Source organism: Streptococcus oralis subsp. dentisani, assembly GCF_002096335.1.
Taxonomy (GTDB): domain Bacteria; phylum Bacillota; class Bacilli; order Lactobacillales; family Streptococcaceae; genus Streptococcus; species Streptococcus oralis_Z.
In genome coordinates, this window is the sequence record NZ_NCUW01000026.1 from 13,312 (window position 1) to 32,900 (window position 19,589).

Annotated in this window: 21 protein-coding genes; 3 read left to right on the forward strand and 18 right to left on the reverse strand. The window is 43.7% G+C overall.

Features of this window, described 5'->3' with window-relative positions:
• Nucleotides 1-24 precede the first annotated feature (24 nt).
• Genes glmM through cdaA form a run of 3 tightly spaced genes read right to left on the reverse strand, consistent with a single transcriptional unit; the run spans nucleotide 25 to nucleotide 3,049 of the window.
• A complete protein-coding gene (gene glmM, locus B7709_RS01610) occupies nucleotides 25-1,377 on the reverse strand; it encodes a phosphoglucosamine mutase (RefSeq protein ID WP_084971406.1) in 1,353 nt (450 codons plus the stop codon).
• A 30-nt stretch (nucleotides 1,378-1,407) separates the two neighbouring features.
• Nucleotides 1,408-2,205 carry a CdaR family protein gene (locus tag B7709_RS01615; RefSeq protein ID WP_001230932.1) on the reverse strand — a complete coding sequence of 266 codons (798 nt, stop codon included), beginning with the start codon at nucleotides 2,203-2,205 and terminating at the stop codon, nucleotides 1,408-1,410.
• Nucleotides 2,192-3,049, reverse strand: coding sequence for a diadenylate cyclase CdaA (cdaA, locus tag B7709_RS01620; protein ID WP_084971141.1), 858 nt, complete (start codon nucleotides 3,047-3,049; stop codon nucleotides 2,192-2,194). Before cdaA ends, B7709_RS01615 begins: the two co-directional genes overlap by 14 nt.
• A 136-nt stretch (nucleotides 3,050-3,185) precedes the next feature.
• Here cdaA and B7709_RS01630 point away from each other — a divergent pair, with 136 nt between their 5' ends.
• Nucleotides 3,186-4,154 (forward strand): NAD(P)/FAD-dependent oxidoreductase, encoded by a 969-nt coding sequence (locus B7709_RS01630; RefSeq protein WP_084971143.1) that lies wholly within the window; start codon nucleotides 3,186-3,188, stop codon nucleotides 4,152-4,154.
• A gap of 32 nt (nucleotides 4,155-4,186) precedes the next feature.
• Here the strand turns inward: B7709_RS01630 and whiA are convergent, their stop codons facing one another.
• The 9 genes from whiA to B7709_RS01680 all read right to left on the reverse strand — a co-directional run bounded on the left by whiA (nucleotide 4,187) and on the right by B7709_RS01680 (nucleotide 11,246).
• Nucleotides 4,187-5,098 carry a DNA-binding protein WhiA gene (whiA, locus tag B7709_RS01635; RefSeq protein ID WP_042902710.1) on the reverse strand — a complete coding sequence of 304 codons (912 nt, stop codon included), beginning with the start codon at nucleotides 5,096-5,098 and terminating at the stop codon, nucleotides 4,187-4,189.
• The gene (locus B7709_RS01640) at nucleotides 5,095-6,072 is read right to left on the reverse strand and encodes a YvcK family protein (protein WP_084971145.1); all 978 of its coding nucleotides are present in this window, start codon (nucleotides 6,070-6,072) and stop codon (nucleotides 5,095-5,097) included. The genes whiA and B7709_RS01640 overlap by 4 nt, the downstream gene beginning before the upstream one ends.
• Nucleotides 6,069-6,959, reverse strand: coding sequence for an RNase adapter RapZ (rapZ, locus tag B7709_RS01645; protein ID WP_000163039.1), 891 nt, complete (start codon nucleotides 6,957-6,959; stop codon nucleotides 6,069-6,071). Before rapZ ends, B7709_RS01640 begins: the two co-directional genes overlap by 4 nt.
• A 51-nt stretch (nucleotides 6,960-7,010) precedes the next feature.
• A complete protein-coding gene (locus B7709_RS01650) occupies nucleotides 7,011-7,391 on the reverse strand; it encodes a RidA family protein (protein WP_001140420.1) in 381 nt (126 codons plus the stop codon).
• A 9-nt stretch (nucleotides 7,392-7,400) separates the two neighbouring features.
• Nucleotides 7,401-7,988, reverse strand: a complete 588-nt coding sequence (gene yihA, locus B7709_RS01655) for a ribosome biogenesis GTP-binding protein YihA/YsxC (RefSeq protein ID WP_000405203.1) — start codon at nucleotides 7,986-7,988, stop codon at nucleotides 7,401-7,403.
• A gap of 8 nt (nucleotides 7,989-7,996) precedes the next feature.
• Nucleotides 7,997-9,229 (reverse strand): ATP-dependent Clp protease ATP-binding subunit ClpX, encoded by a 1,233-nt coding sequence (clpX, locus tag B7709_RS01660; RefSeq protein WP_002874765.1) that lies wholly within the window; start codon nucleotides 9,227-9,229, stop codon nucleotides 7,997-7,999.
• Nucleotides 9,230-9,430: 201 nt separating this feature from the next.
• Complete coding sequence (locus B7709_RS01670; protein ID WP_084971147.1) at nucleotides 9,431-9,937, reverse strand: dihydrofolate reductase; 507 nt, start codon at nucleotides 9,935-9,937, stop codon at nucleotides 9,431-9,433.
• Nucleotides 9,938-10,055: 118 nt separating this feature from the next.
• Nucleotides 10,056-10,730 (reverse strand): (d)CMP kinase, encoded by a 675-nt coding sequence (gene cmk / locus B7709_RS01675; RefSeq protein ID WP_084971149.1) that lies wholly within the window; start codon nucleotides 10,728-10,730, stop codon nucleotides 10,056-10,058.
• 9 nt (nucleotides 10,731-10,739) lie between these two features.
• Nucleotides 10,740-11,246 carry an SAG1386/EF1546 family surface-associated protein gene (locus B7709_RS01680; protein ID WP_084971151.1) on the reverse strand — a complete coding sequence of 169 codons (507 nt, stop codon included), beginning with the start codon at nucleotides 11,244-11,246 and terminating at the stop codon, nucleotides 10,740-10,742.
• Nucleotides 11,247-11,291: 45 nt separating this feature from the next.
• Between B7709_RS01680 and B7709_RS01685 the strand changes: the two genes are divergently transcribed.
• Nucleotides 11,292-11,495: a ferredoxin gene (locus tag B7709_RS01685; protein WP_002874767.1), complete on the forward strand. Its 204-nt coding sequence runs from the start codon at nucleotides 11,292-11,294 to the stop codon at nucleotides 11,493-11,495.
• 91 nt (nucleotides 11,496-11,586) lie between these two features.
• Here the strand turns inward: B7709_RS01685 and B7709_RS01690 are convergent, their stop codons facing one another.
• The 6 genes from B7709_RS01690 to B7709_RS01715 form a co-directional block, all read right to left on the reverse strand.
• Nucleotides 11,587-12,537 (reverse strand): glycosyltransferase family 2 protein, encoded by a 951-nt coding sequence (locus tag B7709_RS01690; protein WP_084971153.1) that lies wholly within the window; start codon nucleotides 12,535-12,537, stop codon nucleotides 11,587-11,589.
• Between the two features lies 1 nt (nucleotide 12,538).
• Nucleotides 12,539-13,558: a UDP-glucose 4-epimerase GalE gene (galE, locus tag B7709_RS01695; protein WP_084971155.1), complete on the reverse strand. Its 1,020-nt coding sequence runs from the start codon at nucleotides 13,556-13,558 to the stop codon at nucleotides 12,539-12,541.
• A 102-nt stretch (nucleotides 13,559-13,660) separates the two neighbouring features.
• Nucleotides 13,661-14,764: an NAD(P)/FAD-dependent oxidoreductase gene (locus B7709_RS01700; RefSeq protein WP_084971157.1), complete on the reverse strand. Its 1,104-nt coding sequence runs from the start codon at nucleotides 14,762-14,764 to the stop codon at nucleotides 13,661-13,663.
• A gap of 16 nt (nucleotides 14,765-14,780) precedes the next feature.
• Complete coding sequence (locus tag B7709_RS01705; protein ID WP_084971159.1) at nucleotides 14,781-15,578, reverse strand: Nif3-like dinuclear metal center hexameric protein; 798 nt, start codon at nucleotides 15,576-15,578, stop codon at nucleotides 14,781-14,783.
• Nucleotides 15,565-16,242: a tRNA (adenine(22)-N(1))-methyltransferase gene (locus B7709_RS01710; RefSeq protein ID WP_084971161.1), complete on the reverse strand. Its 678-nt coding sequence runs from the start codon at nucleotides 16,240-16,242 to the stop codon at nucleotides 15,565-15,567. Before B7709_RS01710 ends, B7709_RS01705 begins: the two co-directional genes overlap by 14 nt.
• A gap of 101 nt (nucleotides 16,243-16,343) precedes the next feature.
• A complete protein-coding gene (locus B7709_RS01715) occupies nucleotides 16,344-18,680 on the reverse strand; it encodes a cation-translocating P-type ATPase (protein WP_084971408.1) in 2,337 nt (778 codons plus the stop codon).
• 132 nt (nucleotides 18,681-18,812) lie between these two features.
• Between B7709_RS01715 and B7709_RS01720 the strand changes: the two genes are divergently transcribed.
• Complete coding sequence (locus B7709_RS01720; RefSeq protein WP_084971163.1) at nucleotides 18,813-19,562, forward strand: lysophospholipid acyltransferase family protein; 750 nt, start codon at nucleotides 18,813-18,815, stop codon at nucleotides 19,560-19,562.
• Nucleotides 19,563-19,589: the final 27 nt, after the last annotated feature.

Genomic DNA, 19,589 nt, shown 5'->3' on the forward strand with positions numbered 1-19,589 from the left:
TCATTTCATCTAGTTTTCTAGGCTTTAGTCAATTCCGATTTCATCTTTAACCACAGCAGCAATCGTATCTACGTAGTAGTTAACTTCTTCTGTTGTAGGAGCTTCTGCCATGACACGCAAGAGGGGTTCTGTTCCACTTGGGCGGACAAGGATACGACCGTTCCCTGCCATCTCTTCTTCCATCTTTTCGATGATTGTCTTGATGGCTGGTACTTCCATGGCATTTTCTTTCATGGCATTTTCCACTCGGATATTGACCAGTTTTTGTGGGTAAATCGTCACTTCTGATGCTAGTTGAGACAAGCTTTTGCCTGTTTCTTTCATGATTTTAGTCAATTGGACAGCTGATAATTGACCATCACCAGTTGTATTGTAGTCCATCAAGATAACGTGACCTGATTGTTCACCACCAAGGTTGTAGCCTGATTTTCTCATTTCTTCAACGACATAGCGGTCACCAACAGCAGTCACTGCCTTGTTAATGCCAGCACTCTCCAAGGCCTTATGGAAGCCAAGGTTAGACATAACCGTTGTCACGATGGTGTTTTGAGCCAACTGTCCTTTTTCAGAAAGATATTTCCCGATGATGTACATGATCTTATCACCATCGACAATGTCGCCATTTTCATCAACAGCAATCAAACGGTCACTGTCTCCGTCAAAGGCCAAACCAATGGCTGACTGGCTTTCTTTGACCACTTCTTGAAGAGCTTCTGGATGTGTAGAACCCACATTCAAGTTGATATTAAGACCATCTGGTGTCTCACCGATAACAGTTATTTGAGCTCCAAGGTCTGCAAAGATTTGACGAGCACTCGTAGACGCTGCACCGTTAGCTGTATCCAAGGCCACTTTCATTCCCTCAAGAGGAGTTCCAGTTGAAACAAGGTAGCCTTCATACTTACGTAAACCTTCTGGATAGTCCACTAAGGTTCCCAAGCCTTCGGCACTTGGACGAGGAAGGGTGTCTTCTGTAGCATCTAGCAAGGCTTCGATTTCTGCTTCTTTTTCATCATCTAGTTTGAAGCCATCCCCACCAAAGAATTTAATTCCATTATCAAGGGCTGGGTTGTGACTAGCGGAAATCATGACACCTGCACTGGCTCCCTCAGTTTTAACCAAGTAAGCTACTGCTGGTGTTGCAAGGACACCGAGTTTGTAGACGTGAATCCCTACAGAGAGAAGACCTGCCACTAAGGCTGATTCTAACATTTCTCCTGAGATACGTGTATCACGTCCTACAAAGACTTTAGGGGCTTCCGTTTCATGTTGACTAAGAACATAACCACCAAAACGTCCCAATTTAAAGGCCAATTCTGGCGTCAGTTCTACGTTTGCTTCTCCACGGACTCCATCGGTCCCAAAATATTTACCCATTTTATTTATCATCCTTTTCTACTATTTTATTTAGTCCTGTTTAGACGAGTCTGGTTTCGTTTCTGAACTCGTTGAAGACGAGCTGCTGGTTGAAGAGCCCGTTGACGAGGTCGTTGACGAAGAACTCGAGCTAGACGATACTGTTTTGGTTGTAATTTTCATTGTAGTGTCAAATGGCATAATGACGCTTGGTAGGACATTCCCATTTTTATCAACTGCTTGTAGTGGAACAGAGGCTGAATAGTTACCTGTTATCCGTTCACTCGTTGGCAAGATGGCAATGACACGATCTACTCTAGAGAGAGTTTCCTCGTCACTAATAACTGTTACTTTTTCATCTGACACAGTGACTGTATCAATTTTCACACGAGAATCAATCTGACTAGGATCAATCTCCGGCACAACGATTACATTGTCTCGTTTTGCTTTTTTTCCGACTTTGACTGTTATCTTTTGCGGTGTCGCAACAGCCGTCAAACCGCTCGGTAAATTTTCAATAGTAAGAGGAACTTCAATGGTTCCTACACTGGCATTGGTTAAGTCAGCTTTGACCTTGAATTTCCGAGTGCTTTCCTGCATCTCACTCGCCAAAGCAACTCTGTTTGACCCTGTCAAAAAGACGGTCACTTCAGATGTAAAACCACTGATAAAATACTGATCGCTGTCATACTGAATATCGATTGGGACATTAAGGACTGTATTGGTATAGGTTTCTGTCCTCACCTGTCTAGCACTATTGCTATTCTGATAGTTTGTTGAAGTCGCATAGATAAAGAGGATGCAGGCGAAAAAGAAGGAAGAAATAATATAAAGACTATTTTTTCTCATGTTTCAATCCTCCTAGCAAACGCTCTTTCAGACCCTGTTTTTTCTCGGATATTGGAAGCAAGATTCTTCTTAACTCCGATTCAAACTCTTCCAAGGTCAAATCATGCTTAAAGACTCCATTATAGGTGATTGAGATTCCGCCTGTTTCCTCTGAAACCACAAAGGTAAGAGCATCTGATACTTCCGACAAACCAATTGCCGCCCTGTGACGTGTTCCAAACTCCTTGGAAATTCCTGTATTTTCAGTCAGAGGTAGGTAGGCTGAAGTTACGGCAATCCGGTCTTCTCTGACAATGACCGCACCATCGTGTAAGGGTGTATTGGGGATAAAGATATTAATCAATAACTCAGAGGAAATCTTAGCATCTAGAGGAATCCCAGTTGAGATGTACTCCTGCAAGGTTCTCACTCGCTGAACTGCTACCAGAGCACCAATCTTACGAGGACTCATGTACTCGACTGATTTAACAAAGGCACGAACCATTTGCTCTTCCGCACTAATAGGGGCATTGTAGAAGAAATCAGTAGCTCGACCCAATCGTTCCAAACCAGTCCGAATCTCTGGTGAAAAGATAACTACTGCTGCGATAACCCCGTAGGTGATAATCTGATTGATCAACCAGGAAATGGTCGTTAAGCCAATCATATTGGACAGAATCTGGGCTAGAATAAAGACCAAAACTCCCCGAACCAAGATCATGATTTTAGTCCCTGCAATCGCTTTGGTAAAATGGTACAAAATATAAGTCACAATCAAAATATCAATCAGATTGATGACTATAGTCCAAGGACTTGAAAACAAACTTGTCCAGTATTGCCAATTGGATAATTGTTGAAAATTCATCCCTGGCCTCCTCCCTGTCAAAACACTTTCTGTACCATTATACCATTTTCTGCTCATTTTTTCCCTATCCTACCTCATTTTAAATTAAGCAAAAATATGATAAAATAAACTGATTAGAAAAAACGAAGGAGAAATCATGTCTCAACTCTATGATATTACTATTGTAGGTGGCGGTCCTGTTGGGCTCTTTGCTGCCTTTTACGCCCACCTACGCCAAGCCAAAGTCCAAATCATCGACTCTCTTCCCCAGCTCGGTGGTCAGCCTGCCATCCTATACCCTGAAAAGCAAATCCTTGATGTGCCAGGTTTCCCAAACTTAACTGGAGAAGAGTTAACCAAGCGTTTGCTTGAGCAGCTAGATGGCTTTGAAACACCTGTTCACCTCAACGAAACTGTTCTTGAAATTGAAAAACAAGATCAAGGTTTTACCATCACAACCAACAAGGGAAGCCACCTGACCAAAACAGTCATCATTGCCATGGGTGGTGGTGCCTTTAAACCGCGTCCGCTCGAATTAGATGACGTCGAAAACTATGAAAATATCCACTACCACGTTGCCAATATCCAGCAATACGCTGGTAAGAAAGTGACCATCCTTGGTGGAGGGGACTCAGCAGTTGACTGGGCATTGGCTTTTGAAAAAATCGCCCCAACTACTCTCGTTCACCGTCGAGATAACTTCCGCGCCTTGGAACACAGTGTGCAAGCTCTACAAGAATCATCTGTAACCATCAAAACACCATTCGTTCCTAGCCAACTTCTCGGAGATGGAAAAACCCTAGACAAACTAGAAATCACCAAAGTCAAATCGGATGAAACCGAAACTATCGAAGTAGACCATCTCTTTGTCAACTATGGTTTCAAATCATCTGTCGGCAACCTTAAAAATTGGGGTCTGGACCTCAACCGCCATAAGATTATCGTCAATAGCAAGCAAGAATCCAGCCAAGCGGGTATTTACGCTATCGGAGACTGCTGCTACTATGAAGGAAAGATTGACTTGATTGCGACAGGACTGGGAGAAGCACCTACTGCCGTCAACAATGCTATCAACTACATCGACCCTGACCAAAAAGTACAACCCAAACACTCAACAAGTTTATAAGAAAAGACCCACGGATTAACTAATCCGTGGTTTTATAATTCATCGGCAATCTTGTTTATTTTTCTGAGTCTGTGGTTGACACCACTCTTGGTCAGGGGATTGCTCAGGCTATCTGCCAACTGCTGGATAGAGTAGTCTGGATGCTGGATTCGCAACTGAGCCACCTCTTGCAAATCCACGGGTAGATTTTCCAAGCCCATTCTATCTTTAATTTTACTGATATTATTGATGGTCTTCATACTGGCAGAAACTGTCCGAGCGATATTGGCTGTTTCAGCGTTATTGGCTCGATTGAGATCGTTACGAGTTTCACGCAAAATCTTGACGCGCTCAAAATTATCACGCGCCTGCATGGCCCCAATCACGATCAAGAAATCCATGATGTCTTCTGCACGCTGGAGATAGGTAACTGCACCTTTCTTGCGCTCAATGACCTTAGCGTCCAGCAAAAACTGCTGAAGAAGAGAGGCCAGTCCTTGGGCATGGTCCAGATAAACGGAACTGATTTCCAACTGGTATTTGCCAGACTCAGGATCTCGAATGCTACCATTTGCCAGAAAGGCCCCACATAAGTAAGCACGACCAGCCTCCTCATCTGCTAAAATATCGGGATCAATACCCGTCTCCAAACCAAAGAAGGAATCCGCAAGCCGCAAATCAGCTAAAAGCTCCTGCACCCTCTCATCAGTATAGACCGTGTAGACACGATTCTTGCGAAGATTGCTTCTCTGATGGTGACGAATTTCTGACTTGATTTCATAAAAATGGAGAAAGGACTCATAGAGATGCCGAGCTAACTTAGCATTTTCAGTCACGACGGACAAGGTCAAGCCCGAAGTCGAGAGACCAATACTACCAGACATCTTGATGATGGCTGATAATTCATGACGACTGAGATGGTGTTGACCAAGAATTTCTTCTTTTACTGCAACTGTAAAACTCATTTTCTCACCTGTATGATGCGCATCAATTCGTCTACAATCAAATCGCCATCATGGAAGGCTCCTCCATTTTCCAAACGAAGGAAGTTGGATGAAATCACACGAGGAACCTGCTTGCAAAGACCAGCAAAGTCATGCTCTACCTGAACCAAATATTCATCAAAACGGTTGGTATCCATGTATTCTCTAGGAACCTTTTCAATATTGACCAAGACTGTATCAATAAAAGGCCGACCTAGATGGCGATGGAGGACTTCCACATGGTCACTGTCTGAAAAGTGCTCTGTTTCCCCACGCTGGGTCATGATATTGCAGACATAGGCTATCTCTGCCTTAGTCTCCAAGAGTGCTTGTCCAATCTCTTCGATCACGATATTGGGTAAAATCGATGTAAAGAGGGAACCAGGCCCCAAGACGATCATATCACTCTCGAGAATAGTATTGACTACTCGACGGCTGGCTTGGGGTATTTCATCATCCAAGGTATTAGTCACATAAACATGGTCGATCATACCTGGATGATCTGCAATGTGGCTCTCACCTGCAACCTCAGTACCGTCTCTAAAGACTGCATGCAGTGTCAAAGGCTGATCGCTTGAGGGGTAGATTTTTCCTGTTGTGTGGAAAAAGAGACTTAGCAGCTGCATGGCATTATAAGTGGACCCTTGCATTTCAGAGAGGCCTGCTATGATAATATTCCCCAGTGGATGACCCGCAAAAGCTCCAGCCTCTTCTGAGAAACGGTACTGAAAAACCTTCTCATAAAACTTAGGCATATCCGACATGGCTACCAGGACATTGCGAAGATCACCTGGTGGTGTCAGCTGTTGGATATTCTTTCTTAGCTCACCAGAAGATCCACCATCATCAGCTACCGTTACGATAGCAGCGATCTCAACATCCTTTTCCCGCAAACTTTTCAAAATGACAGGGATACCAGTTCCTCCACCAATCACCGTTATTTTAGGTTTTCTCATGAACGGTTTACCGTTTCCTTTCTTCGATCTTTGTCACGATGGCTTTCATTTACAGGCCAGTTTTTAGCAAGGTCCTCAGCAATTCGTTTGGCAAAGGCAACACTACGGTGCTGCCCACCTGTACATCCTACTGCAATGGTTAAAACAGACTTGCCTTCTTTTTTGTAACTTGGCAAAATGGGTTCAATCAAGGCGAGTAAGTGCTGATAGAAACTTTCAGACTCTTCATGATTCATCACATAGTCATAAACTGCTTGATCCTCACCTGTCTGATTACGGAGTTCAGGGAGGTAGTATGGGTTTGGTAAGAAACGGACATCAAAGACCAAGTCTGCATCTATTGGGATACCATACTTGAATCCAAAAGACATGACTTCGATACGAAAAGACTGGGCTTGTTCTTGGTCTGAAAATTGCTCTGCAATGGTTTTACGAAGTTCACGAGGAGTGAGTTCTGTCGTATCCACCACATTTTGACTCATGTTTTTCAAAGGTGCTAGGAGTTCACGTTCCAGCTTGATGCCATCTAAAATCCGACCATCAGCAGCTAGAGGGTGACTTCTTCTAGTTTCCTTATAGCGTGCCACCAATTCCTTATCTGCTGCGTCTAAAAAGAGAATTTTGAAGTCCAAATCGTCTTGGTTTTCCAATTCATCCAAAACAGCCTGAATCTCTGAAAAGAAGGAACGGCTCCGCATATCGACTACTAGGGCTAACTTATGGTCATCATCCTTGGTCTCTACCAACTGCAAAAACTTTGGCAAGAGGGCTGGTGGCATATTGTCAATAGTGAAATATCCCAAATCCTCGAAGGACTGAATGGCTACCGTTTTCCCTGCACCACTCATCCCTGTCACAATTACCAGGTGAAGTTGTTTCTTTGTCATCTATCTCTCCTTATATCAAAAAAAGTTTGGCAGAGCCAAACTTCAACTAGCTTATCCAATCTCTGCGATCACTTCAATTTCGACTTTTACATCACGAGGAAGACGTGCAACCTCTACAGCTGAACGAGCTGGAAATTCCTCTTTAAAGGCAGTCTGGTAAACCTCGTTAAAAGGAACAAAGTCATTCATATCGCTCAAGAAGCAAGTTGTTTTGACAACATGGTCAAAGTCTGTTCCTGCTTCAGCCAAAATAGCACCGATATTTTTCAAAACTTGTTCTGTCTGTTCTTGGATCGTTTCTCCTACAATTTCTCCAGTTTCAGGAGATAGGGGAACTTGACCGCTAGCAAACAAAAGATTACCAACGATTTTTCCTTGAACATAAGGTCCGATTGCTTTTGGAGCCTTGTCTGTATGAATTGTTTTTGCCATTTCTTTCCCTCACAATTTTTCTAATATTGCGTCCCAAGCCTGATCCATCCCTGCCTTGCTGACAGATGAAAAGAGGATGAAGTCGTCACTTGGGTCAAAGTTTAATTTCTTTTTGATTGCTGATTCGTGCTTGTTCCACTTACCACGAGGAATCTTGTCCGCCTTGGTCGCAACGATGATAACCGGAATCTCATAATACTTGAGAAATTCGTACATCTGCACATCATCTGCTGACGGGTCGTGGCGGAGATCCACCAAACTAACAACTGCACGGAGATTTTCCCGAGTCGTTAGGTACTCCTCAATCATGCGCCCCCACTTTTCACGTTCCTTTTTGGAAACGCGGGCATAGCCATAACCTGGTACATCCACAAAACGCATCTTGTCATCAATGTTGAAGAAGTTGAGTAACTGGGTCTTCCCAGGTTTTCCTGATGTACGAGCAAGATTTTTGCGGTTCAACATGGTGTTGATAAAGCTAGACTTACCGACATTTGAACGGCCTGCAAGGGCGATCTCTGGCAGTTCATCCTGCGGATAGTGGGACTTGTTTGCCGCACTGAGCAGGATTTCAGCATTGTGTGTATTGATTTCCATAGTCACCTCTAGGCTGTTTCTAGGATTGGTTTTTCCGTTCCATCGACAGCTTCTTTGGTGATGCGGACCAATTTCACATTTTCTTGACTTGGCACTTCAAACATAACGTCTAGCATGGTTTCTTCGATGATTGAGCGAAGACCACGCGCACCAGTTTTGCGTTCAATAGCCTTATTGGCGATTTCCTGAAGAGCTTCGTCGTCAAATTCCAACTCAACATCATCATAAGAAAGCAAGGTTTGGTATTGTTTCACCAAGGCATTTCTTGGCTCTTTCAAGATGCGAACCAAGTCATCGACCGTCAATTGCTCAAGAGCAGCAAAGACAGGCAAGCGCCCAATCAACTCAGGGATAATCCCAAATTTTTGAATGTCTTCTGCGATGATTTCTTGCATGTAGGAGCTGTTTTCGTCAATTGCCTTGTTATTTTGGCCGAAACCGATAACTTTTTCACCTAAACGTTGTTTAACGATTTCTTCGATGCCATCAAAAGCACCACCTACGATAAAGAGGATATTTTTAGTATCCACCTGAATCATCTCTTGTTGTGGATGTTTGCGTCCACCTTGAGGCGGCACGCTAGCAACGGTTCCCTCGATAATCTTGAGAAGGGCTTGTTGCACACCTTCACCAGAAACGTCACGTGTGATAGACACATTCTCGCTCTTCTTGGCAATCTTGTCAATTTCATCCACGTAGATAATCCCACGCTCTGCACGTTCGATGTTAAAGTCAGCAGCCTGCAAGAGTTTGAGGAGGATATTTTCCACGTCCTCACCCACATACCCAGCCTCAGTCAGAGCTGTCGCATCTGCAATAGCAAAAGGCACGTTCAAGCTCTTAGCCAAAGTCTGAGCCAAGAAAGTTTTCCCTGAACCAGTTGGACCAATCATCAGGATATTTGACTTCTGCAAATCCACATCTTCTGACTCTTCACGCGTATCGTGGAAATTGATGCGTTTATAGTGATTGTATACAGCCACTGCCAAGGCACGTTTGGCACGATCTTGACCAATCACATAGTGATTTAGGATATTGAGGAGTTCGATTGGTTTTGGTACTTCAGACAAGTCTGCCAAAACTTCCTCAGCCAACTCCTCCCGAATGATTTCCTGGGCCAACTCCACACATTCATTACAGATAAAGGCGTTGTTCCCAGCGATTATTTTCTTTACTTCTTCTTGGCTTTTGCCACAAAATGAGCAATAAACCATCATATCATTTTTCCTATTTGTAGGCATGATTTCCTTCCATTCTAATTTATCATTCTATCTAAAATAAGGTCATATAAAAAGCGTGGACACTGTTTACCAGATTGGTAAAAGCATTCAACCAGAGTAAGGCAGACAGTCCATAGCGCTTCTTACGAAAAGCCTGTGCTCCAGTCAAAATACAGATCACACACAAAAAAGCTGTAAAAAATCCAAATATACTGCGCTCCATTAGACTTCCTTTCTATCTCGGTATTCGATGGTAAAATCATAGTCGTTTTTCTCATCTCGGGTGTAAGATCTGCTTGCTACTGTCTCAAAACGAGACAAGTCAAACTCCTCAGGGAAATAGGTATCTCCCTCCACCTGAGCATGAATCTGTGTCACGATGATTTCATCTAAATAAGGCTCAAAAGCCTGAAAAATCTGCTTTCCGCCAATGATATAGAGATTTTTTTCCTGACTCTTATACCACGCTAAAACAGACTCCACATCTTGAAATACGAGCGCCCCATCTATGATTTCTTCGCTATTGCGCGTTAAAATCAGGGTTTGCCGTTTTGGAAGCAGACGACGTCCCATACCATCAAAGGTCACTCGTCCCATCAGTATAGCATGATTTAAAGTTGTTTCCTTAAAATGTTGCAACTCTGCTGGCAAATGCCAAGGGAGACGATTTTCTTTCCCAATCACACCTTTTTCATCTTGGGCCCAAATGGCTATGATTTTCTTTGTCATGCTTCCGTCCTTTTTATTGATACTACTATTTTATCAAAATTCTCCCAAAAAGGCTGTTTTGAAACGCGCGCAAAAGAGAGAAAAGGAGCAGGCTTCATTTAGCCTGCTCCTCTCGTCCCTAGGACAAATATTTTTTTGCTTCTGATTCGATTTTTTCGACCACTTCTTGGATACTTAGTCCAGTTGTGTCAAGGTAAACTGCATCCTCAGCCTGTTTGAGAGGTGAGGTTTCTCGATGACTATCCTTGTAGTCACGCGCAGCAATCTCTTCCTTCAGCGTTTCAAGGTCTGTTTCAATCCCTTTGGCAATATTTTCCTTGTAACGACGCTCTGCTCTTTCTTCAACAGAAGCCACTAAGAAAATCTTTAGTTCAGCTTGTGGTAAAACAACTGTCCCGATATCACGCCCATCCATGACGATACCACCTTGCTGAGCAATCTCTTGCTGGAGCGAAACAAGTTTCTCACGCACCTCAGGAATGGCAGCAATACTTGAAACCTTGTTGGTCACTTCATTTTCACGAATCGGATGCGTAATATCAACATCTCCTACAAAAACAAGTTGCTCACCAGTTTCTGAACGTCCAAAACTAATGGGATGTTGGTTAAGAAGCTCGAGAAGTTGATCTACATTTCCTGCATTCAACTGGTGTTTGAGCGCTATATAAGTCGCAGCACGGTACATAGCACCTGTATCGAGATAAGTATAACCAAAATCCTTAGCGACAATCTTTGCGACCGTACTCTTACCACTCGAAGCTGGACCATCGATAGCAATTTGAATTGTCTTCATGACCGACTCCTATCTTGTCTTAATCACATCACCTGGGTTGGCAAACCAAGATCCAGATGACATGTGAGAAGGATTTAGGGCTTCTAGCTGGGCAATGGAAATCCCTGCACGTTGAGCAAGAGCTGCTTCTCCCTCTCCAGGTTGTACTGTAAGTGTTCCTTCACCCTCTGCATGTTCTTCCGAACTGCTCTCTGAAGGTGTTGATTCAGAAGAAGCTGTTTCCTCTACCTTGCTACTTGAAGATGATGATTCTTCAACTTTAGAACTTGAACTTGTAGAAGGAGACGATGCATCATAGAAGTCCTTCAAAGATGAAGTACGATTGCTTCCACCGGTTGATAGGTAAATCAATACAACTACCATCGCTACAACAATTACAAAGAAGAGGCTAGCTAGAACTGTCAAGACACGATTGGCAACTACGCCTTTCCCTTTTTGTTTCCGGTGTCGACGCTCTGATCTTGTTTCTTCCTCATTGTTTTCGTAAATATCTTCTTGCCACGGTTCTTTTTCCATACCTTACTCCTTGTTTTTTTTACATTTTCTTATTACAATATAAATATGAAAGTCACACTTATACCTGAACGGTGCATCGCCTGCGGGCTTTGCCAAACCTATTCTGAACTCTTTGATTACCATGATAATGGAATCGTTCGATTTTACGATGATCCAGTCGAATTGCAAAGAGAAATCGCTGAGACCAGCGATGTTCTGGAGGCCATCAAAAATTGTCCTACACGTGCACTTCTAAAAGATCCATCGTAGGAAGCAGGGAATGAATGTTATTGATTTTTTCTCATTTTTCCCACACTTACTAGTTTAGCATATTTCTAGGTAAAATTATAGTCTTTTTTGGTTATTTTTTTCCTTCAACAATAGAAAGGTCACTTTTTTCTTTGACCAGATAGAGTGGTCTTTTTTTGGTCTCTAGATAGATCTTACTGATATACTTACCTAGAATCCCAATAGTCAGGAGTTGAATCCCTCCAAGAAAGAGAATCACAGCCATCAGAGAGGTCCAGCCAGATGTCGGATTCCCCAAGATAAGGGTCCGAAACACCACAAAAACAGTCATCATAAAAGAAATAAAACAAGATAGGAGTCCCGCTACAAAGGCTATACTCAAGGGAAAATCTGAAAAGTTGAGAATCCCTTCAATCGAGTAGAAAAAGAGCTGCCTAAAACTCCAACTGGTCTTGCCAGCCTGTCTTTCGACATTTGGATAGTCCAGATAGTGCGTTCGAAAACCAACCCAGGCAAAGAGTCCCTTAGAAAAACGATTGGACTCGGTCAAGGCTAAAATAGCATCCACCACAGATCTTCTCATCATCCGAAAATCACGGACACCCGAGGGCAAAGCTACTGGGCTAATTTTTTGCATGAGGCGGTAAAAGAGGTCGGCACAGAAACTGCGGAAAAATGGTTCTCCCTCCCGACTAATTCTCCGTATCCCAACACAGTCCAAGTCTGCATTTTGATCTAGTAAGACTTTCATCTCAAGTAGCATACTAGGAGGATCCTGGAGGTCTGCATCCATCACGACCACCAAATCTCCAGTTGCATGCTGCAAGCCTGCATACAGGGCTGCTTCTTTCCCAAAATTTCGCGAGAAAGAAATATAACGCACCGCAGGATTTTGCACCCGATAGGCTTTCAAAAGCTCCAAGGTTCCATCGCTTGAGCCATCATCCACAAAAACATACTCAATCTCTGCTCCCAATTCTGGAAGCAGTGCTTCAACAGACTGATAAAAAAGAGGAAGTACTTCCTCTTCGTTTAAACAAGGGACAATGATCGAAATCATCATCTTAGTCTTCAAATCCATTTGGATGCTTGCTTTGCCAACGCCATGCGTCTTCACACATTTGAGTGATGTCGAGTTCAGCTTCCCAGCCCAGTTCTGCCTTGGCTTTTGCAGGGTCTGAGTAGCAGGCAGCGATATCACCTGGGCGACGATCTACGATACGGTAAGGAATGGGACGGCCTACCGCTTTTTCCATGTTTTGGATAATTTCAAGAACTGAATATCCTTTACCTGTTCCAAGGTTGTAAATGTTGAGTCCTGAACCTTTTTGGATTTTTTGTAGAGCCGCTACGTGTCCTTTGGCTAGGTCCACAACGTGGATATAGTCACGAACACCAGTTCCATCTTCCGTATCGTAATCATCTCCAAACACTTGCACTTGCTCTAGTTTGCCCACTGCTACTTGTGAAACATAAGGCAAGAGATTGTTTGGAATGCCGTTTGGATTTTCTCCCAAATCTCCACTTTCATGCGCTCCGATTGGGTTAAAGTAACGAAGCAAGACTACATTCCATTCTGAGTCTGCCTTGTAGATATCGGTCAAAATTTCCTCTAGCATGAGCTTGGTACGACCGTATGGATTGGTCACTGAAAGCGGGAAATCTTCTAAGATTGGAACTGTATGAGGATCTCCGTAAACTGTCGCAGAAGAACTGAAGATGATGTTCTTACAATTATTTTCTTCCATAGCTTTCAAAAGGCTGACAGTTCCTGCGATATTGTTATCATAGTAGGCAAGAGGGATACGGGTTGATTCGCCAACAGCCTTCAAACCAGCAAAGTGAATCACACCAGTCGGTTCTTCCTGCTTGAAAATATCTCTGAGAGTATCAGTATCACGGATATCTGCCTCATAAAAAGGAATCTCAACTCCTGTGATTCTTTCAACAACTTCTAAACTTTTACGATTGCTATTGACAAGATTATCCACCACAACCACTTGATGACCTGCTTGGATCAACTCAATAACAGTGTGGGTTCCGATAAATCCAGCACCACCAGTTACCAAAATCTTTTCTTGCATCTTTTTTCCTCGATTCTCGGATTATTTTTTCTTATTTTATCATTTTTGATAGGGAATGTCATTTGACATCCTAAACTACCTGCTAAAATTTCAGTAAAATACTTATTCGCTTTTTACTCGTTTGACATAGTTTGCAATTGGATAGTTTACTGGGTCCAAGGTCAACTCCTTGTCTTGGACCAGCTGGGCTAGATGGTAACCGATAATCGGACCAGTTGTGAGGCCTGATGAACCTAGTCCACTAGCCGCATAGACACCTGCCAATCCTGGTACCTGCCCAAAGAAAGGGGAGAAATCACTGGTATAGGCACGAATTCCCACACGCTCACCCGATGATTTCGCTTCTGCCAAGGCTGGATAGTGAGGCAAGGCCGCCTCCTCCATTTGTTGGAGCAAGGTTTCATCTACCGTCAAATCAAATCCCATATCATTTTCATGAGTAGCGCCTAAGGACAATTTCCCACCTGCTAAAGGGATCAAATCCCACTCCCCCTCTGGCATGACAACAGGGTAAGATTCCATGTCTTGGATAAGTTGATAATCTCGGAGTTGCCCTTTCTGAGGACGAACATCCACATCATAACCCAAGGGTTCTAATATGTACCCCAGCCAAGCTCCCGTCGCCAAAATAACCTGATCAAACACCTCTTCATCAATCTGGTAACCTGATGCTAATGGTGTCAGAGTCACTTTTTCTTTGACTAGCTTGACTTGACTAGCTTCCAGCAAACGATTCACTAATAGTTGACCATCTACTCTCGCTCCACCAGAAGCATAGAGTAGACGATTAAATCCCTGCAAACCAGGGAATAATTCATTAGCTGAGGCTTGATCCAGAATGGCTAACTGGCCTATTAAAGGAGATTCTTCCCTACGCTGGAGGGCTAGTTCATAGAGTTCTTCCAACTTGGATTCATTCTTTTTCAAGAGAAAGACTCCCGAACGCTGGTAAAAGTCGATTTCCTGACCAGACTTTTCTAAATCAGCCAACAAATCCACATAAAAGTCAGCCCCCAAGCGTGCCATCTTGTACCAGGCTTTATTTCGGCGTTTTGAAAACCAAGGACTGATAATTCCCGCTGCGGCCTTGGTAGCTTGCCCCTTTCCATGGTCAAAAACGGTCACCTCTAAATCTGCTTCTTTGGAGAGGTAGTAGGCAGCGGTTGCCCCCACAATCCCTGCTCCGATAATGGCAACTTTTTTCATTGTCTTCACCTTCTAACTAAATATGGTGGAAAGGATTGGTTGATGCTTGACTAGGCAAAATATCAATGCCCCAGCCCTTATCTGCCTTCCATTGAGTAAGGAGTGAAGCGGTTTTTTCCACAAAAAGCACTTCGATATAATGTCCTGGATCCAATGCCAGTAGGCCATCAGAAAGCATATCCTGAGCTGTATGATAGTAGATATCCCCAGTGATGTAGACATCTGCTCCCTTAGCTAAAGCATCCTTATAGAAAGACTGCCCGCTACCACCACAGATGGCTACTCTTGAAATAGGCTTCTGCAAATCACTCTCTTGATAATGCACCAATCGAAGACTATCTAAACCAAAGACTTGCTTGACATGTTGGGCCAATTCCCCAAATGTCTGAGGCTGAATATTCCCAATACGACCAATCCCACGTCCTGGACCTGTCTCCTGTAGATAAGTGGTCTCCTTGATTCCTAGCATCTGGCAGAACCAGTCATTTAGCCCATTATCAACGATGTCAATATTGGTATGGCTGACATAAACTGCGATGTCATGCTTGATCAGGTCGATGTAAATCTGATTTTGCGGACGGCTAGCTACCAGATCCTTGATCGGACGAAAGATTGGCGCGTGCTTGACGATAATCAAATCCACACCCTTTTCAATGACTTCAGCCACCGTCTCTTCACGAATGTCGAGGGCAACCATAACCCTTTGGATCTCCTTGTCCAAAGTGCCGATTTGCAGGCCACGACTGTCTCCCTCCATGGAAAATTCCTGAGGACAAAAGTCTTCATAACGTTTAATCACTTCACTTGCTAACATGGAGCACCTCCTTGATGGCTTGAATCTTATGAGCTAGAACTTGACGTTCTTCTCGATTTTTCTCTGGGATTTGGTCAAGAGCAAACTCTAACTTAGCTGCTTCTTTTTGCCACTTTTGAACGAAGACTGGGCTGACTTCTTTGGACAAGAAGGGGCCAAAGCGAACATCTCTAGCTGATAGCTTCATTTGTCCAGCTTCCACCACTAGAATTTCATAAAACTTGCTAGCCTCTTCTAAGATGCTTTCTGCTACAATCTGGAAACCGTGCTCTTGTAGCCAGATGCGCAAGTCGTCTTCACGATTATTGGGTTGGAGGATTAAACGTTCTACACTCGCAAGTTTATCCAATCCTTCTTCCAATATGGTAGCAATCAAACGGCCACCCATACCAGCAATGGTGATAACAGAGACTTGGTCTACCTCTTCAAAGGCTGCCAAGCCATTGGCTAAACGAACTTGGATTCTCTCCTTTAGATTGTGACTTTCAACATTTTTCACCGCTGACTGGTAGGGGCCTTCCACCACCTCCCCTGCAATGGCGCTTTTGATTTGGCCTCTCTCGACCAACTCGATAGGCAGATAAGCATGGTCACTCCCCACATCAAGTAACACAGCACCTTGGGGCACAAAGGACGCTACCAATTCTAATCTCTTTGAAATCATCTTCTCTCACTTTCCAAAACTCTGTTACCTCTTATTATACCATATTTCAGCTAGCAATCTTGCACCTAAAAAGACCGCAATACACAGATTGCAGTCTTTCTTTATTTTCTGGATTGGTAACGACTTGTTAAGATAAATATCACAGTAAAGACAGCCATCATGACAAGGTAAACAGGGAATGTTTGTCCAGTTAAGGTTGAAATTTCAAGCAACTTTTGGATCATTGGGAAAAGAGCTGTGGCTAGGAAGCCTCCTACTGACCAGACAATCAAGAGGACACGCCAGAGGGTAAATGGCATGCAGGCTCTAAATACGGATAAGAAACCAATTGACCCCAAGAGATAATAGAGTAGGGTTGAGATTTCTAACTCAGACCAGCCTTGGCTAGCCCCAAATATTTTGACAAAAAGAACGCTGCAGACGACCATAAGGGCACTTGGTAGGGCACGTAGCATGGATCTTCTGAGGAAATTTGGCTCAACAGGCTTGATATTTCGCTCAAAAGTCAGAACGAATGGTGGGAAACCTTCCACGAACTGGTCAATCATGGTAATCTGAATCGGAATGAAAGGAAAAATCAAAATCCACTCAGACCGTCCTAGAAGAACACTGGCGATACAGATGACTGCGAGCAAGAAGGAATAGATGGTCTTAATCAAGAAAATCGGAGCGATGTGGGCAATGTTATTGACCACGCGACGACCTTCAAAGAGAATCTCAGGAACATCATTAAAGTCTGAGTTCAAGAGAACCAAATTGGCAATTTGACGCGTCGCAGGATCTCCCTCAGCCATCACGATAGAGCAATCTGCTTCACGAAGGGCCAGAATATCATTGACACCGTCCCCTGTCATAGCTGTTGTATGACCCGCTTTTTTCAGGGTTTGGATCAGTAGTTTCTTTTGGTGAGGAGAAACACGTCCGAAAATCGCAGTCTCCTCCGCCATGGCAATCAATTCCTCATCCGTGATTTTTGAGCAATCTACATAGCTGTGATAGTCTGCAAAACCAGCCTTCTGAGCAATGCTGGACACAGTGACCGGATTGTCACCAGAGATAATCTTGAGTCCTACTTCCTGAGAACGGAGATAGTCCAGCGTCTCAGCTGCTCCTTCTCGAATGGGATCCAAGATTTCCAGTAAGGCCAAAGCCTGAATATCAGATGGTTTCTGTGGTTTGTGATGATCTAGTTTTTCCTGACTGAGAGCCAAGACCAAGACACGTGATCCTCTCTCCAAGGCCTCTCTAGCTTCAGGGACTTCATTTTCCAGCAACATCTCAGGTGCACCTAAGAAAATCGTTCCCAAACCTTCCAACTCCATAGCTCCCCACTTGCGGTCGCTGGAGAAAGGAAGATTAGAAAGCATAGGGTAGGCAACCTCTCCTTGGAAACGCTGGCGAATGGCTTGGGCTGTTGGATTTTTATCCTCACTATGGGCCATATAGCTGGTCAGAATGCTGGCAATAGTCTCTTCACCATACGTTTCCGTCAGAGGAAGAACCGCCTCCACCTGCATCTTTCCTTGAGTGATAGTTCCCGTCTTGTCCAGACAGAGCATATCCACGCGCGCCAAGGCCTCAACAGAGTACATCTCCTGCACTAAAACCTTTTTCAAGCCCAGCTTGATCACCGCAGTCAAGAGCGAAGTAATGGTCAAAAGGGCGATTCCCTTGGGCAACATTCCCAAAAGGGCTGTTGACGAATTTACAACGGATGACTTGAGGGGCAAGCCTTTTAACATCAAGGCTTCTAGCAGGAGAGCTAGACCAAAGGGAATGATGATCTTCCCAGTAAAACCAGCTAGCTTGTCCAGCGATTTCATGATACGGGAGTTGATCGGTTTCACTGTCTTAGCTTCCAGCATGAGTTTAGAAGCATAGTTTTCTGCCCCGACATGGTGAACTTGAGCCAAAACTGCGCCACTGGCTAGGAAACTCCCTGATAAAAGCAGAGCATCCACTTCCTTTTGCACCAAATCACTCTCACCCGTCAACATGGCTTCATTGACTTCCGCAAAGCCTTCTAAAACCCGCGCATCACTAGGTATCTGCTCCCCAGCCGACAGACGAATCACATCTCCTAGAACCAATTCTTCTGGATTGATGGCAATTTCCTGACCCTCACGGATGGTTTTGACCTTTTCCTTGGTCATGAGATTGAGCTTGTCCACCATGTGTTTGGCCCGTAGCTCGGTCACAATTCCAGAAAAAGCGTTAAAGCAGATAACGGCAAAGAAGACCAGATTGCTCCAAGCCTGCACAAAAGCTAGCGCCAAAGCAATGGCAAAGTTTAAAGCGTTAAAAAGTGTAAAAACATTTCGTTTGATGATTTGCCAAGTACTGGTACTGGCTGATGCGGTAAAGTCATTGACCAAACCTTGAGCCTGTCTTTCCTTGACTTCTCTTTGGGTTAATCCCATTATCTTATTTTTATCCATAAATTCTATCATATCATTTTTTTTTAAAGAATTCTAATCCCATCTAAAACTGTTGGCTGATAACTGAAAAAGTTTGCCAGTAATCTTTTGATAAGGTATAATAATAAAAGCAATACAATCGAAGGAGATCTCATGTTTTATACTTATTTGCGTGGACTAGTCATGCTGATCTTGTGGTCCATCAATGGCAATGCCCACTACCACAATACTGATAAAATCCCTAGTCAAGATGAAAACTATATCCTCGTCGCACCTCATCGTACCTGGTGGGATCCTGTTTACATGGCCTTTGCGACCAAGCCAAAACAGTTCATCTTTATGGCCAAAAAAGAGCTATTTAACAACCGTATCTTTGGCTGGTGGATCCGTATGTGTGGCGCCTTTCCTATCGACCGGGAAAAACCTAACGCCTCTGCCATCAAGTACCCTATCAATGTCCTCAAAAAAAGCGACCGTTCTCTCATCATGTTTCCAAGTGGGAGCCGTCACTCAAATGATGTCAAGGGTGGAGTTGCTCTGATTGCCAAAATGGCCAAGGTCCGTATCATGCCGGTTACCTACACAGGTCCCATGACCTTGAAAGGCTTAGTCAGCCGTGAACGTGTCGATATGAACTTTGGAAATCCTATCGATATCTCAGACATCAAGAAAATGAATGATGAAGGGATTGAAATGGTTGCAGACCGTATCCAAGCAGAATTCCAACGTTTGGATGAAGAAACCAAACAATGGCACAACGATCAAAAACCAAATCCACTCTGGTGGTTTGTCCGCATCCCTGCCCTTATTCTTGCAGTGCTTGTTGGTATCCTAACGATTATCTTTACCTTCATCGCAAGCTTTATCTGGAATCCAGATAAGAAGAGAGAGTCTCTTGGTTAAAAAATACAATTATCCCTTGGCTTTTAC

Coding starts and splice junctions, on each gene's coding strand:
- glmM (WP_084971406.1), bottom strand. CDS start 1,377: ATGGGTAAATATTTTGGGACCGATGGAGTCCGTGGAGAAGCAAACGTA.
- B7709_RS01615 (WP_001230932.1), bottom strand. CDS start 2,205: ATGAGAAAAAATAGTCTTTATATTATTTCTTCCTTCTTTTTCGCCTGC.
- cdaA (WP_084971141.1), bottom strand. CDS start 3,049: ATGAATTTTCAACAATTATCCAATTGGCAATACTGGACAAGTTTGTTT.
- B7709_RS01630 (WP_084971143.1), top strand. CDS start 3,186: ATGTCTCAACTCTATGATATTACTATTGTAGGTGGCGGTCCTGTTGGG.
- whiA (WP_042902710.1), bottom strand. CDS start 5,098: ATGAGTTTTACAGTTGCAGTAAAAGAAGAAATTCTTGGTCAACACCAT.
- B7709_RS01640 (WP_084971145.1), bottom strand. CDS start 6,072: ATGAGAAAACCTAAAATAACGGTGATTGGTGGAGGAACTGGTATCCCT.
- rapZ (WP_000163039.1), bottom strand. CDS start 6,959: ATGACAAAGAAACAACTTCACCTGGTAATTGTGACAGGGATGAGTGGT.
- B7709_RS01650 (WP_001140420.1), bottom strand. CDS start 7,391: ATGGCAAAAACAATTCATACAGACAAGGCTCCAAAAGCAATCGGACCT.
- yihA (WP_000405203.1), bottom strand. CDS start 7,988: ATGGAAATCAATACACACAATGCTGAAATCCTGCTCAGTGCGGCAAAC.
- clpX (WP_002874765.1), bottom strand. CDS start 9,229: ATGCCTACAAATAGGAAAAATGATATGATGGTTTATTGCTCATTTTGT.
- B7709_RS01670 (WP_084971147.1), bottom strand. CDS start 9,937: ATGACAAAGAAAATCATAGCCATTTGGGCCCAAGATGAAAAAGGTGTG.
- cmk (WP_084971149.1), bottom strand. CDS start 10,730: ATGAAGACAATTCAAATTGCTATCGATGGTCCAGCTTCGAGTGGTAAG.
- B7709_RS01680 (WP_084971151.1), bottom strand. CDS start 11,246: ATGGAAAAAGAACCGTGGCAAGAAGATATTTACGAAAACAATGAGGAA.
- B7709_RS01685 (WP_002874767.1), top strand. CDS start 11,292: ATGAAAGTCACACTTATACCTGAACGGTGCATCGCCTGCGGGCTTTGC.
- B7709_RS01690 (WP_084971153.1), bottom strand. CDS start 12,537: ATGATGATTTCGATCATTGTCCCTTGTTTAAACGAAGAGGAAGTACTT.
- galE (WP_084971155.1), bottom strand. CDS start 13,558: ATGCAAGAAAAGATTTTGGTAACTGGTGGTGCTGGATTTATCGGAACC.
- B7709_RS01700 (WP_084971157.1), bottom strand. CDS start 14,764: ATGAAAAAAGTTGCCATTATCGGAGCAGGGATTGTGGGGGCAACCGCT.
- B7709_RS01705 (WP_084971159.1), bottom strand. CDS start 15,578: ATGTTAGCAAGTGAAGTGATTAAACGTTATGAAGACTTTTGTCCTCAG.
- B7709_RS01710 (WP_084971161.1), bottom strand. CDS start 16,242: ATGATTTCAAAGAGATTAGAATTGGTAGCGTCCTTTGTGCCCCAAGGT.
- B7709_RS01715 (WP_084971408.1), bottom strand. CDS start 18,680: ATGGATAAAAATAAGATAATGGGATTAACCCAAAGAGAAGTCAAGGAA.
- B7709_RS01720 (WP_084971163.1), top strand. CDS start 18,813: ATGTTTTATACTTATTTGCGTGGACTAGTCATGCTGATCTTGTGGTCC.